Source organism: Mycobacterium sp., from assembly GCF_049647605.1.
Classification (GTDB): Bacteria; Actinomycetota; Actinomycetes; order Mycobacteriales; family Mycobacteriaceae; genus Mycobacterium.
In genome coordinates, this window is record NZ_JBARXZ010000030.1 from 13,692 (window position 1) to 27,324 (window position 13,633).

13 protein-coding genes and 2 pseudogenes are annotated in these 13,633 nt (G+C 66.7%); 8 read left to right on the forward strand and 7 right to left on the reverse strand.

The features are described 5' to 3' along the window. Window positions 1-19: 19 nt before the first annotated feature. Window positions 20-757 carry a hypothetical protein gene (locus WBB07_RS04525; RefSeq protein WP_526305164.1) on the reverse strand — a complete coding sequence of 246 codons (738 nt, stop codon included), beginning with the start codon at window positions 755-757 and terminating at the stop codon, window positions 20-22. A 59-nt stretch (window positions 758-816) separates the two neighbouring features. Here WBB07_RS04525 and WBB07_RS04530 point away from each other — a divergent pair, with 59 nt between their 5' ends. Continuing rightward, on the forward strand, window positions 817-1,689 hold the full coding sequence (locus WBB07_RS04530) for an SDR family NAD(P)-dependent oxidoreductase (RefSeq protein ID WP_526305165.1): 873 nt from the start codon (window positions 817-819) through the stop codon (window positions 1,687-1,689). On the opposite strand, the gene WBB07_RS04535 is transcribed toward WBB07_RS04530, so the two are convergent. From WBB07_RS04535 to malQ, 3 genes and pseudogenes are all read right to left on the reverse strand, one after another. Next, a complete protein-coding gene (locus tag WBB07_RS04535) occupies window positions 1,690-2,112 on the reverse strand; it encodes a hypothetical protein (RefSeq protein ID WP_526305167.1) in 423 nt (140 codons plus the stop codon). 311 nt (window positions 2,113-2,423) lie between these two features. Next, window positions 2,424-2,525: pseudogene (locus WBB07_RS04540) on the reverse strand (hypothetical protein); the annotation flags it as partial. Between the two features lie 9 nt (window positions 2,526-2,534). Continuing rightward, the gene (gene malQ, locus WBB07_RS04545) at window positions 2,535-4,694 is read right to left on the reverse strand and encodes a 4-alpha-glucanotransferase (RefSeq protein ID WP_526305169.1); all 2,160 of its coding nucleotides are present in this window, start codon (window positions 4,692-4,694) and stop codon (window positions 2,535-2,537) included. Window positions 4,695-4,769: 75 nt separating this feature from the next. Between malQ and WBB07_RS04550 the strand changes: the two genes are divergently transcribed. Then, window positions 4,770-5,987: an MFS transporter gene (locus WBB07_RS04550; RefSeq protein ID WP_526305171.1), complete on the forward strand. Its 1,218-nt coding sequence runs from the start codon at window positions 4,770-4,772 to the stop codon at window positions 5,985-5,987. On the opposite strand, the gene WBB07_RS04555 is transcribed toward WBB07_RS04550, so the two are convergent. Both WBB07_RS04555 and WBB07_RS04560 read right to left on the reverse strand, forming a co-directional pair. Next, window positions 5,944-6,285 (reverse strand): DMT family transporter, encoded by a 342-nt coding sequence (locus tag WBB07_RS04555; protein WP_526305173.1) that lies wholly within the window; start codon window positions 6,283-6,285, stop codon window positions 5,944-5,946. The genes WBB07_RS04550 and WBB07_RS04555 overlap by 44 nt on opposite strands. After that, a pseudogene (locus tag WBB07_RS04560) lies at window positions 6,282-6,649 on the reverse strand (DMT family transporter). Before WBB07_RS04560 ends, WBB07_RS04555 begins: the two are co-directional and overlap by 4 nt. 103 nt (window positions 6,650-6,752) lie before the next feature. Here WBB07_RS04560 and WBB07_RS04565 point away from each other — a divergent pair. The 4 genes from WBB07_RS04565 to WBB07_RS04580 all read left to right on the forward strand — a co-directional run bounded on the left by WBB07_RS04565 (window position 6,753) and on the right by WBB07_RS04580 (window position 11,661). Continuing rightward, window positions 6,753-8,291, forward strand: a complete 1,539-nt coding sequence (locus WBB07_RS04565) for a carboxylesterase/lipase family protein (protein WP_526305175.1) — start codon at window positions 6,753-6,755, stop codon at window positions 8,289-8,291. Between the two features lie 81 nt (window positions 8,292-8,372). After that, the gene (locus tag WBB07_RS04570; RefSeq protein ID WP_526305177.1) at window positions 8,373-9,311 is read left to right on the forward strand and encodes a sterol desaturase family protein; all 939 of its coding nucleotides are present in this window, start codon (window positions 8,373-8,375) and stop codon (window positions 9,309-9,311) included. Between the two features lie 24 nt (window positions 9,312-9,335). After that, window positions 9,336-10,742, forward strand: a complete 1,407-nt coding sequence (locus tag WBB07_RS04575) for an NAD(P)/FAD-dependent oxidoreductase (protein WP_526305179.1) — start codon at window positions 9,336-9,338, stop codon at window positions 10,740-10,742. Between the two features lie 214 nt (window positions 10,743-10,956). Continuing rightward, complete coding sequence (locus WBB07_RS04580; RefSeq protein WP_526305181.1) at window positions 10,957-11,661, forward strand: Rv1815 family serine proteinase; 705 nt, start codon at window positions 10,957-10,959, stop codon at window positions 11,659-11,661. On the opposite strand, the gene WBB07_RS04585 is transcribed toward WBB07_RS04580, so the two are convergent. Next, entirely contained in the window at window positions 11,627-12,112 is a 486-nt protein-coding gene (locus WBB07_RS04585; protein WP_526305183.1) for a nitroreductase/quinone reductase family protein, read from the reverse strand. The genes WBB07_RS04580 and WBB07_RS04585 overlap by 35 nt on opposite strands. Before the next feature lie 120 nt (window positions 12,113-12,232). On the opposite strand from WBB07_RS04585, the gene WBB07_RS04590 reads away from it, so the two are divergent. Both WBB07_RS04590 and WBB07_RS04595 read left to right on the forward strand, forming a co-directional pair. Beyond that, on the forward strand, window positions 12,233-12,928 hold the full coding sequence (locus WBB07_RS04590; protein ID WP_526305185.1) for a TetR/AcrR family transcriptional regulator: 696 nt from the start codon (window positions 12,233-12,235) through the stop codon (window positions 12,926-12,928). A gap of 67 nt (window positions 12,929-12,995) precedes the next feature. After that, window positions 12,996-13,499: a VOC family protein gene (locus WBB07_RS04595; protein ID WP_526305187.1), complete on the forward strand. Its 504-nt coding sequence runs from the start codon at window positions 12,996-12,998 to the stop codon at window positions 13,497-13,499. Window positions 13,500-13,633: the final 134 nt, after the last annotated feature.

Below are 13,633 nucleotides of genomic sequence, written 5' to 3' on the forward strand. Positions count from 1 at the left end.
GCGATCGCCACATTGACCTCTAGAACTCGAGCAGATCTTCGAGATGGCGGGACAGGTCCAGCCGCCATTGCGGGACGGTGCCGGACAGCTGCAGCAACCCGGGTTCGAACCGGACATCGGCCATCAACAGGCCGTGGGGGAGGTCAGGGAGCCGGACCCGGTAGGCGGGGGTGCGCGACGGCAACAGCCAGCGGCGGCGCCGGAACCCGACGGCCCGGGGTTGCAGCGACACCGTTGCGCTGTCGGTCTCGACGGCGACGTCCACCTCGACTGATCCGAGCCGCGGCCATCGGGCCCAGTGCACCCGGGCCACGCCGTCGGCGTCGACGTGACCCGACAGCCGGGGCGCCGCCGAGGCGAACAGTTCACCGAGGGACCCCGCTGGGACGTCGAGGGTCAGATGAACAGGGGCGGCAACCACCTCGGGGCGGGTACCCGGACGTAGGTACACATTGCGTAATTCCGCCGAGAGTCGATCGAAACTACGGTTGCGCCAACGGATATCGGTGGCCACGATTCGTAGATGATCGAGTTTGCCCACTGAGTGCCGCCGCAGATCAATCCCCGATTCGACCGCCGACACCGTCATCGTCGCCGGGCCTGCTGCGGTGTGTACCGTGACACGTCGGCCGATCACCACGTGACGCAGTGTCCCGAACATCGCCCCGTAGAGTGCCCCGGCACCCGCAGCCACGGGGGGTGCCGCGACCGCAGTCGACCACAGCGCCGACATCAGGTTCAGCGGGCGCAACGTCATCGGTCGTCAACCTTCCCTCGTCACGGGAGCGCCGGTGCCCCCACTCTAATGTCGAGCAGATGACTGGTCTTCTTCAGAATCGTGGCGCCGTCGTGGTGGGAGGCAGCCGCGGCATCGGGCGAGCCGTCGCCGAACTGCTCGCGCGGCTCGGCGCCGGCGTGGTGGTCAACGGGCGTACCGCCGGTGCGGTGGACGAGGCGGTGAACACCATCACCGGCTCCGGGCACACCGCCGCCGGTTTTGTCGGCTCGCCGGCAGATGAGGCGACGGCCGAAGCGCTGATCGCCACCTGTGTGGAACGGTTCGACCGGATCGACATCCTGGTCAACTGTGCCGGCATCGCCGAGCCGCCGGGATCTTCGATACTGACGGTCACCGGCGGGCAGTTCGATGTGTTGATGGCCAGCCATCTAGGCACTGCCTTCCACACCTGCCGAGCCGCCGCGCTGCGCATGGTCGCCCAGTCCGCCGGCTCGATCGTCAACACCGGTTCCTTCGCCTACCTCGGCGACTACGGCGGAACCGGCTACCCCGCGGGTAAGGGCGCGGTCAACGGACTCACCATGGCGGTGGCCGCCGAACTCAAGGAGTACGGAGTGCGGGCCAACGTCGTCTGCCCCGGTGCCCGGACCCGGTTGTCGACCGGATCGCAGTACCACGCGCAGATCCGCACCCTGCACCGTCGGGGTCTGCTGGACACGACATCCATGGAGGGCGCCCTCGACCCGGCACCGCCGGAGTACGTCGCCGCGCTGTACGCCTACCTGGTCAGCGACCTGGCCGTCGATGTGACCGGGCAGATCCTGATCGGCGCGGGTAACTTCGTCGGCCGGTTCAACCGGCCGACCCCGGAGTTCCTCGGGTATCGCGACCACAACCCGTCACCGCCGTGGAGCCCCGAGGAACTCCACGCGATGATCACCGGTGGCTGATCAGCCCACCTGTCGCGGGGTGACGGTGACAGTGCCGGCACCGGGTGTGGGCCGGCCCGGGTCAGCCGGGGCGGGCGCGCCGCTGGTGCCGGTCTGCTGGATGGAGCCACCCGGGGGGACCAACGAGTGGGTGTTCGGCGCCACAGGCTGGTCTTGACCCGGGAGGAGGTCGCAGTCGAGGCGCAGCCTGACGTTGCGTCCCGCCGGCTGCTGTTGGACGACCCGGCACTGCGACTGCGGAAGGTCTTTGCCGATCGAGCCGCCGAAGACAGCTTTGTAGCCGAGGTTCTTGAGTATGGCAACCGCCTTGCCGTACGTCTCACCGGTCACATCGGGAGCTTCTGCATTGGCCTGCCCGGTCCCGACGATGGCCATCGAAGCCGCGACACCGACGCCGCCGACAAACAGAGCAAGCTTTCTCACAACAGGCTTTCCCACAAGACCTCATCTTTCGGTTGCTGCGTGTGAACCTATCGCAGTCGCCACGGTGGAGAAACTCCACCGAAGACGACCGGCATATCGCCGCCTTGCGGCAAAACGTTTCGCTGCCGTGGGTCGCAAACTGCGCAATCCCAGGTCAGCCCGCATTTCCACGCAAGATGTCCGCGGCGCAGCGCAACCGGCTGCGGCCCGTCTGCTCCATGCAGATCCGCACCGGAGACTCGGTTTCGACCGGTGGTGCAACGGCAGGCGACATCGTCGCCACCGGGTTGGGGATCTCCCCGGGACTCGTCGAGACGGGGCAGGCGGGCGAGGTACACCTCACCCATGCCACCTGCACCGAGCAGGCCGATGATCGTGTAGCCGGCAAACGTGGCACCGTCGGCCAACGGCATGGGCGAATGCTACAGGTGTGCGTTCGGTGTTGTGGTGATCGCGTGCATGGCGGCGCTGAGTGCCGCAGCCCGCGGATCGGTGAACACCTTTTCCAAGGGCAACGATTTGCCCTTCGGATCGGTAAGGGGGATACGCCAGTTCGGGTACTCGTCGGTGGTACCGGGCTGATTCTGGGTGCGCCGATCGCCCACCGCATCGGTCAGCGCCACCGCCAACAATCGGGACTGGGTGCGCCCCAGATAGCGGTACAGCGCCAGGATGACCTGCTCGCTGGCGAAGTCGGCGACCACAACTCCGGGACCGCCGGGAAGCAGGCCCACCCGCTGCAGTTCGGCGATCCAGGCCGCGTTCTCCCGAACGTCGGCCGCCAATTCCTCGTCGGCCGGACGGGTCAGCAGCCCCAGTGAATCTCGAAGCCGCACATGGTCACCGGCAAGGTAACCGGCCGTCGGCGGCAGGTCGTGGGTGGTCACCGACGACAGGCAGTACTCGCGCCAATGCTCGGCGGTCAGCGGTTCTCCTGCACCGTCGCGTTCGAACCACAGAATCGAGGTTCCCAGCAGGCCGCGGGCCCGCAGATAATCCCGAACCCAGGGCTCGACGGTGCCGAGATCCTCACCGACCACCACGGCGTCGGCCCGCTGGGCCTCGAGCGCGACGATGCCGATCATGGCCTCGTGGTCATAGCGCACATAGGTGCCTTCGGTGGGCAACGCGCCCTGGGGGATCCACCACAGCCGGAACAGCCCGATGATGTGGTCGATGCGCACGCCACCGGCGTGCCGCAGGATGGCCTGGATCAACGCCCGGAACGGCTGGTACTCGTGTTCGGCGAGCCGATCCGGCCGCCACGGCGGCTGCGACCAGTCCTGCCCGAGTTGGTTGTAGTCATCCGGCGGCGCCCCGGCGGTGACGCCGAGCGCCAGGATGTCCTGCATCGCCCACGCGTCGGCGCCGTTGGGGTGAACCCCCACCGCCAGGTCATGCATGATGCCCAGCGCCATCCCGGTGCGCACCGCAGTGGATTGGGCGCCGGCCAGCTGCTCGTCGAGCTGCCATTGCAGCCACCGGTAGAAGTCCACGGCGGCGCTGTTCTTCCGGGCGAAGGTGGCCACCTCGGCGGAATCGGGGTGCCGCAGCCCGTCGGGCCACTCATGCCAGTTGGGGCCATGTGCGTCGGCCAGTGCGCACCAGACGGCAAAATCGTTGAGAGCCTTGCCTTCCCGTTCCTGATATGCCTGGTAGGCCAGGCTGCGTCCAGCGGAGCGCCGCACGCCGTGAATCAGCTTGAGCGCCTTCCGTTTTGCTGCCCACGATGCGTCGCGATCAATGGCATCGAGTTTGCGCGCATGATCTTGGACCCCCTCCCGCAGTCGGCGGACCCGGCTGCGTTTGGGTAGCTCGGCGTACTCCGGGATCGCTTCGACCCGAAGGTAGAGCGGATTGACGAAGCGCCGTGACGTCGGCAGATACGGTGACGGTTCCATCGGTCGGGTCGGGGCCGAGGCGTGCAACGGGTTGACCAACACATAACCCGCTCCGTGCTGGGCGCCCGACCACACTGCGAGGTCGGCCAGGTCGGTCAGATCACCAACCCCCCACGAGCGGGTGGACCGCACACTGTAGAGCTGGGTCGCCATGCCCCAGGCCCGTCGGTTGCCCATCCGTGTCGGCATCCCCAACCAGGACGGGGTGATGATCAGCGCAGTGCTGGTCTCGGTGTCGCCGGACCGCAGATACAGCCGGTGATACCCCAACGGGAGATCCGCGGGCAGCACAAACGAGGCTTCGCCGACAAGCCTGCCGTCGAGATCGAACGGGGGAGTGAAGTTGTCGACCTGTCGTACCCCGGTCCGGACCGTGCCGTCTTCCAGGCGCACCCACACATGCGCGGCGTCACCGTCGGTGACGTGCACCCAGAACGAGGTGTCGGTGCCCGCACGACCGACAACGGTCGGCGGCAACGGGGCGGACCAGTACGACCTGTCGTGAGCGGCCAGCGCGGCCTGGCGTCGGTCCGGGGTGTCCGCGTCGACTCCGAGCGCACCGAGAACCGCCACCAGGGTGTCCTCGGAGACGTCAACGGGGTGACCGGTCCAGTCGGTGTAGTTGGTGGCCACACCAGAACGGGTGGCGAGTTCGACCAGCGCGGCATCCACCTCAGTCACGATCCCCATCCTGGTCGGTCCCTCCCGGTACGCGCCTGTCGCCCCCGAGATCCGGTTGCAGCACAATGGTTCCACGTGGCTCCTGCACCCGCCGACCAACGTGCCCGCATCGCGGTCGCCGTGTTGTTCCTCACAAACGGAGCGATGTTCACCAATCTGTTCCCGCGCTACCCCGAGATCAAAGCCGCGCTGGAGACCTCGAACACCATGTTCGGGTTCTCGGTTGCGGCTTTCCCCGCCGGCGCCCTGCTGTCCGGGCTGGCTGCCGCCGCCCTGATCCGACGGTTCACCTCGGCCCGGCTGGCGGTGTTCAGCACCCTGGTCATCGCGGTCTTCACCCTGCTGGCCGGGCTGGCGCCGGTGGCGTGGGCGTTTGCGCTCGCCCTGTTCGTCGCCGGCGCCGCCGATTCGCTGACCGATGTGGCGCAGAACGCCCACGCCTTACGCGTCCAGCGAAGTTACGGGCGTTCGATCATCAACTCGATGCACGCCGTCTGGTCGATCGGCGCGGTCCTGGGCGGGGCCATGGGGTCCGCCGCGATCGCGGTCGGCATGAAGATATCGACCCAGTTGACACTTTCGGGCACGATCTTCGGGCTGCTCTGCCTGGCCAGCTACCGCTACCTGCTGCGGGGCCCCGATCACGACATCACGCCCGCAGACAGCGCCCGCGCCGCCATGTCGGCGGCCGACGATGGCCGCGCACGCCCACGGACCGCCATCTACGCCATGCTGCTGGCGCTGGCCGTACTCGCGATCGCCGGGGCGGTCGTCGAAGATGCCGGCCAGTCGTGGGCAACGCTCTACCTGCACGACACGCTGGATGCGCCGGCCGCGCTGGCCGGGTTCGGTTTCATCGCCCTGGTCGGATTCCAATTCATCGGCCGGCTTCTCGGTGACCGGCTGGTGGACCGATTCGGCGAACGCAATGTCGCCAGGAGCGGCGGCCTGCTGGTGGCGGCCGGGATGGGGCTGGCATTGGCGTTCCCCAGCGTGCCCGGCACCATCGCCGGTTTCGCCGCGGCCGGGCTGGGCGTCGCCACGGTGGTGCCGGCCGCGTTCCACGCCGCCGACAACGTCCCCGGGCTGCGTCCGAGCACCGGCCTCACCGTTGTCACCTGGCTGATGCGGCTCGGGTTCCTCGGCGCACCGCCGTTGGTCGGCGTGCTCGCCGACGCGACCAGCTTGCGGGTCGGGCTGTTGCTGGTCCCGGTGGCCGGGGTGATCATCATGATCGCCGCCGCAGTGCTCAATCCCCGGCAAGTGGCGCTGCGCCCAGGATCTCGATGGTGAGCACACCGGCAACGATGAATGTGATGCCCACGATCATCATCGGAGTCAGTGGCTCGGCGAACAGAAAGCGCGCCAGAACGGCGACCAGCGCCACCCCACAGGCGGACCACACACCGTAGGCGATACCCACCGGCATGCCCAGTGACAACGACCACGACAGCATCGAAAAGGATGCCGTGTAACCCAGTATCACCGGTAGCAGCCAGCTCTTTTTCCGGAAACCTTCGGAGGCGCGCAGCGCCAGGGTGGCGGCCACCTCCAGCAGGATCGCCCCGGCCAACGCCGCCCACGCCGTCATCGGGAACCATCCGCGGCAACCGAACCCGGATCCGGCGTCGATCCCTCACGGTGTGAACCGAATTCGACGAGTAGCACTCCTGTGATGATGAGCACGATCCCGACAATGATCGCCGCCGTGAAGGGGTCGTCGAACACCACGGCCGCCAGGCCCGCGGTGAGCGCGGTGCCGGCTGCACCCCAGATGCCGTACGCGACCCCGATGGGCATCCCGGTGCGTAAGACCAAGGTCAGGAGCACAAACGAGGCCACGTATCCGGGATGACGGCACCCAGCCAGCCGGCGTTGTCCTGGAACGCCCGCAGTGACAGGGTGGCCGCAACCTCAGTGGAGATCGCCCCGGTGAGCAGGGCCCATTTCAGCACTTGACCGACGTTAGCCGAGGGCACGGTGTCGACTGTTTCAGTACGTTGGATCAAGCGAGCCGTTTCGATCAGTCCGGCCGATTCAGCAAAGGAGGACCAATCCATGACCGCGGTTGAACCCGCCCTCAGACTTCCCGTTGTGGACACCGATGCCGGCCCGGTCCGCGGTGCCGACGACGGCCACACCAAGGTGTGGAAAGGCATCCGTTACGCGGCACCGCCGCTCGGTGACCTCAGATGGCGTGCCCCGCAGCGCCCCGAGCCGTGGAGCGAGGTGGTCGACGCGGTGGCTTTCGGGAACATCAGCCCGCAGCCGAAGAGCCCGATCCCGCTGGGCGCCGGCACCCAAGCTGCCGAGGATTGCCTGTTCCTGAATGTGTGGGCTCCTTCGGACGCCGAGCCGGGCGCGGGCAAGCCGGTGATGGTGTGGGTCCACGGTGGGGCCTACATCTTCGGTTCGGGAAGCCAGCCGCTCTACGACGCCCAAAAGCTGGCATCCCGCGGCGACGTCGTGGTTGTCACCTTCAACTACCGGATGGGTGCATTCGGCTTCCTGGATCTCACCGGATTCGAGGGGGCACACCGATTCGACTCCAACCTTGGCCTACGCGATGTGTTGCGGGCGCTGGAATGGGTGCAGGACAACATCGCCGCCTTCGGCGGGGATCCGCATCGGGTGACAGTGTTCGGAGAATCCGCCGGCGCCGGGATCATCACCACATTGCTCACGGCGCCGGCCGCGGATGGGCTGTTCGCCCGGGCGATCGTCCAGAGCTCTCCGGCAACATCGGTGTACGACAGCGCGCGCGCCCACACCGTGGCCGAACTCATCCTCGACTGGGTGGGTGCGACCGCCGGCGATGCACGTTCGGTGCCGATGGACGCGTTGGTGGCCGCATCGGCCCACGTGTTCGACCATGTGCCGAATGCCACCCCGGGCACCCTCGCGTTTGCCCCGACCAAAGACGGCGATCTGGTGCCCGACTATCCGGTCAAACTGGCCAGGGAGGGACGTTCGCACCCGGTGCCCCTGCTGATCGGCACCAACAGGGATGAGGCGTCGCTGTTCCGGTGGATGCGCTCACCTCTGATGCCGATCGCGCCCAAGACCATCCGGGCCATGTTCGACGAAATCGCCGCCGAACAACCCGGTCTGCAATTGCCCTCGGAGGCGCAGATCGGCTCGGCCTACTCGAGCGTCCGCACCAGAGCCAGGGGGCTGCACGTTGCCCGTGACGTCGGGTTCCGGATGCCCACGGTGTGGTTCGCAGAAGGGCACAGTGCGGGGGCTCCGGTGCACCTGTACCGCTTCGACTGGACCACGCCGATGCTGAAGGTCTTGCGTCTCGGTGCCGCCCATGCAACCGAATTGCCTTATGTTTGGGGCAATCTCGTGATGGGTTCCAAGGACATCACCTTCAAGTTGGGTGGTCTGGCGGCGGGCGCGGCGGTCTCGGAACGCATGCAGGCTCGGTGGGCGGCATTCGCCCACGGCCAAACGCCGGGATCCGACCCGGACTGGCCCGCCTACACCGTCGAACGGCGCAGCACCCTGGTCATCGATCGGGAGGACACGGTCGTCGACGACGTCGACCGCGACATCCGCGCCGCCTGGGGGGACGAGATCCTCAGTTTCCGCTGATCAGGGCTGAGCCACGCAGGGTTGCGCCGGTGGCCTGAACTCTGCCCGACAATCCCGTCGCCTGGAGTTACACTCGCCGACGTGCAGGTGTTGTCGGACGCGCTGGCAGTGCTGCCGGCGCCGCTGCGGGACCCCGTCCTGCTGGCGGTCCCGTTCTTCCTGCTGCTGCTGATCCTGGAGTTGGTTGCGGCGCGCAAGCTCGAACATCTCACCGCAGCCGTGGATGAGCAGCAGCGGCCGCCATCGGGTGCCTACGCTCGCCGCGACACCTGGGCCAGTATTTCGATGGGGCTGGTATCGGTGGCCACCACCGCCGGCTGGAAGTTTTTGGCACTGCTGGGATACGCGGCGCTCTACGTCTACGTCGCACCCTGGCACCTACCGTCGACGGCCTGGTACACCTGGGTGATCGCGATCCTCGGTGTCGACCTGCTGTTCTACACCTACCACCGGATCGCGCACCGGGTCCGAATCATCTGGGCCGCCCACCAGGCACACCACTCCAGCGAATTCTTCAACTTCGCCACCGCACTGCGGCAGAAGTGGAACAACAGTGGCGAGATCCTGATCTGGATTCCACTGCCGTTGCTCGGGGTACCGCCCTGGATGGTGTTCGCCAGCTTTTCGGTGAACCTGATCTACCAGTTCTGGGTGCACACCGAACGGGTCGGAAAGCTCTGGGGGCCTTTCGAATTCGTGTTCAACACCCCCTCGCATCACCGCGTGCACCACGGAATGGACCCGGAGTACCTCGACAAGAACTACGGCGGCATCCTCATCATCTGGGACCGCTTGTTCGGGACCTACCAGGACGAGTTGTTCCGCCCGCGGTACGGGTTGACCAAACCGGTGGACACCTTCAACATCTGGAGGCTGCAGACCCGCGAGTACCTGGCGATCGTCCGCGATGTCAGGGCCGCGCACGGATTTCGGGAGCGGTGGGGCTATGTGTTCGGCCCGCCCGGCTGGGAGCCGAGGCGGCTTCCGGCGCCGATGACGCCCAGCGCATCTGGGGGCTGAGATTCTGACGTACGCTGCGCTGTTGTGGAGACTGTCTTCGATCGTCATGTCAACCCGTCGCTGATCGACCGTTCCCTGGCGGGCTCCGCGTTCAGGTCGATGTGGCTCGACCTTCCGCGCCAGGAGTATCCGCGGCTGACGGCGCCGCTGCGCTGCGATCTGCTGGTGGTCGGCGCGGGCTACACCGGGTTGTGGACCGCTTTACATGCGGCGCAGCGCAATCCCGGTGCCCGCATTGCGGTGATCGACACCGAGCGGGTGGGCTGGGCGGCTTCGGGGCGCAATGGTGGCTTTGTCGAGGCCAGCCTCACCCACGGCAAGGAGAACGGCAAGAACCGCTGGCCTGACGAACTTGCAGAACTCGATGCGCTGGGACTGGACAATCTCGAGGGAATGCAGGCCGACATCACCGGTTTGGGTCTCGATGTGGACTGGGAACGGACCGGCATGCTGGCGGTCGCCACCGAACCCCACCAGGTTCCGTGGCTGGAAGAAGCCGCCGCCGACGGGCACGGCAGCTTCCTCGACAGGGCCGCGGTGCAGGCGCAGGTCAAGTCGCCCACTTATCTCGGTGGATTGTTCGAGGCGCAGACCTGCGCGATAGTGCATCCGGCCAAACTGGCGCTCGAGCTGGCCCGAGCCTGCGAGCAGGCAGGAGTGTCGATCTTCGAACACACCCCGGCGCGGGCGCTGACCTCGGGACCTTTTGGGGTCTCGGTGACCACCCCGAGCGCAGAGATCACCGCCGATCGAGTGGTGTTGGCCACCAACGTTTTTCCAAGTCTGGTCAAACGGAACCGGTTCTACACCGTGCCGGTCTACGACTACGTGCTGTCCACCGAACCGCTCACCGCCGAGCAATTGGATCGCATCGGCTGGCGAAACCGCCAGGGAATCGGCGATTCGGCCAACCAGTTCCACTACTACCGACTGTCCGCAGACAACCGGATCGTCTTCGGCGGCTACGACGCGGTCTATCACTTCGGCCGGCGGGTCGATCCGGGCTACGAGAACCGGATGGCCACCTACCGGCGATTAGCCGCGCACTTCTTCCTGACGTTTCCGGCGCTGGAGGATGTGACGTTCAGCCACCATTGGGCCGGTGCCATCGACACCAACACCCGGTTCTGCGCGCATTGGGGGACCGCGCACCGCGGCAAGGTGGCCTACGTGAACGGGTTCACCGGCCTCGGTGTCGGGGCCACCCGCTTCGCCGCCGACGTCTGCCTGGACCTGTTGGAGGGCAAGCCGACGCAACGTACGGAGCTGGAGATGGTGCGCAAAAAGCCGCTGCCGTTCCCGCCGGAGCCACTGGCCAGCGTCGGGATCCAGGCCACCCGGTGGTCGCTGGACCGTGCCGACCACAACGCCGGGCAGCGCAACGTCCTGTTGAAGACCTTGGATGCGCTGGGTCTCGGCTTCGATTCGTGACAATGCCGTAACCGTCGAAAGCGCCCCGCCTCCCTCCTGAGTCGGGGCGCTTTTGTGCCTCTGGACTGCGCCGATATCAATCTGGAATGCGCGACACGCCGAGTGGGTACTTGACTTTGTGGAGATTCGGTAACGGTTTGTGATGCTGCTGCCGATACCCCAGTGAAAGTCGTACCGGCAGGCCGTCAGCGGCCCGAAACGATCGGAGCATCCGATGCCTCGCAGCTTCTCACGGTCACTGGGTCACCGGGTTCTGGCCGCCATGGCCGCGATGTTTGTCGGAGTGACGCTGGCGCCGACTGCGGCAGCACAGCCCGGCCCGCTGGTGTCGCCGGGAATGGAGATCCTGCAGGGGTCCAGCCGCTGCACCCTCGGCTACGTCGACCCCTCGATGCGGGTGGCGTTCTCGGCGGGCCACTGCCACGCCGACGCGCCGGTCACCGATCGTGACGGCCAGGTCATCGGCCATGTTGCGATGTTCGAGGACAACACCCCCAACGGAGCGGTGGTGACCACCGACCAGGTGATCACCGACTACCAGGCCATCGTGCTCGCCGACAACGTGGTGGTGAACAACATCCTGCCCGGCGGGCTGCCGCTGGAAGCAGTGCCGGGCCGCGTTGCCGCGCTGGGCGAGCCGGTCTGCCACTTCGGCATCATCACCGGTGAAAGCTGTGGAACGGTCGAACGCGTCAACAACGGGTGGTTCACCATGACCAACGGTGTGGTCAGTCAGAAGGGCGACTCGGGTGGGCCGGTCTACGTCGTGGACGGCGACCGGGCGGTGGTCATCGGCCTGTTCAACAGCACCTGGGGCACCCTGCCGGCTGCCGTGTCCTGGCAGGCGACCGGCGATATCGTCCGTGCCGGAATCGGCGGCGTGGTCACGGCCGCTTCGGTGCAGACTCCGGCCCCCTGACATCGGGCAGCTGAGCGCCCAACACAAAAACCGGGATCGACGGGGCCGCTGCGCGCCGCTGATCGAGAGTCGACTGTGGAGTCAGCCCGCCCACATGTGTTTTCACTTCCCAGAACCACCGTTCCAGGTAGCGCTCGAGTAGCGGCGGTTTGGCATCGTCGGCAAGTTCGGTCACGGCGACCGTATGTGAGCGCCACCGCGGCCCCAGCTGAACTTCACCGGCGGCGCGGGCGTTGCGCGCCCACTGGGTGTTGCCGCGGGGCGACACCAGGTAGTCCACGCCGTCGATCGACATCAGGTTGATCACCACCGCACGCATCTCTCCGGACTTCCGGCCGCGGACTCGCAACAGTCGGGTGCCCGACAGGCTGACGCCGGCTTCGGCCAACAACTTGATCATCCAGTTGGCGGCCCGGGCCGCGGCATTGGGTTTGTCGTAGCGAACAGTCATGGGATTGTCCTTCGTTCTCGTGGGTTCGGAAAGAAAAGTGATCAGTGCTCTTGTTTTAGGGTGGCACCGCACGCCGAGGAATTCAAGAGCATTGCTCTCGATTTATGGCAGACTCGTTGAATGGGCAAGCGTCAGGAGACTCGGGAGCGCATCGAGGCGCAGATCATCGAGCTGGGACGGCGTCACCTCGTCACCGAAGGCGCGGCCGGCTTGTCGCTGCGAGCCATCGCCCGCGAGCTCGGCATGGTGTCCTCGGCGGTGTATCGCTACGTCGCCAGCCGTGACGAACTGTTGACCCTGCTGCTCGTCGACGCCTATACCGACCTCGCCGACGCTGTGGAAGATGCGCAGCGCACCGCGGGGGAGCCGTGGCGGGACCAGGTGCGGGCGATCGCGCACGCGGTGCGGTCATGGGCGGTCGCCGAACCGGCGGGCTGGGCGTTGCTCTACGGCAGCCCGGTGCCGGGATATCGGGCGCCGGCCGACCGGACCGTCGGCCCGGGGACCCGGGTCGTGGCGGCAGTGTTCTCCGCGGTGGCCGTCGGGGTGGCCGAAGGTACGGTTGCGACGGCCACGACGGCTGTGCCACAACCTCTTCCGCGGGACTTCGCCGCACTGCGTGAGGAGTTCGGATTCAGCGGCGACGACCCGGTGGTGGCGCGCTGCACGACGTTGTGGGCCGCCCTGGTCGGTGCGGTCAGCCTCGAGGTGTTCGGCCAGTACGGGCCGGACACCCTCACCGATCCACGGGCCTTGTTCGACTTGCAGATCACGCTGCTGACCGATTTTGTCGCGGGCGGACCCGGCCGGCAGTAGGCCCATCGGATCCGAAAAACTAGAACGCGTTTCAATTCACTGCAGTGCTGGGTTATCCTGCGAATCGATGAGCGCACCTGTCCAGACTGCTGTCCAGATCGCCTGGGTGACCGACGACCTCAACACCACCGAGGCCGCACTGAGCAACCTGCTGGGTGTGCGCAAATGGGTCCGCATTCCGGAGGTGCATTTCGAGGCCGAGACCACCACCTACTACGGCAGACCCACCGACTATGTCGCCAGCGTGTCGCTGAGCTACCTGCAGGACATGCAACTCGAACTCATCGAACCCATCCGCGGTGGCGCCAACATCTACAGCGACTTCCTGCGGGATCACGGGTCGGGCTTGCATCACATCTGCGTCGAAGTCGCCGACGACGCAGCCTTCGAAGCCGCGCTGGCCGACGCGGCCGGACGCGGAGCGCAGATCGCCGGCCAAGGGGTCATGCCGGGAGGTATGCGGTTCGCCTACGTTTCCGATCCACAGTCCGGAATTCCCTATCTCGAGTACGCCCTCATCCCGGACGGGATCAGAGCCTTCTTCGACTACATCAAGCAGGAGCAGCGATGAGCACCAAGATCCCCGCCACCATTTCCGCCGCGGATGTCAGTTGGACCGACGAGGCCGACGTCGTGGTCCTGGGATTCGGGATCGCCGGCGGCTGCGCGGCGGTCAGCGCCGCCGCGGCCGGCGCTCGGGTCCTG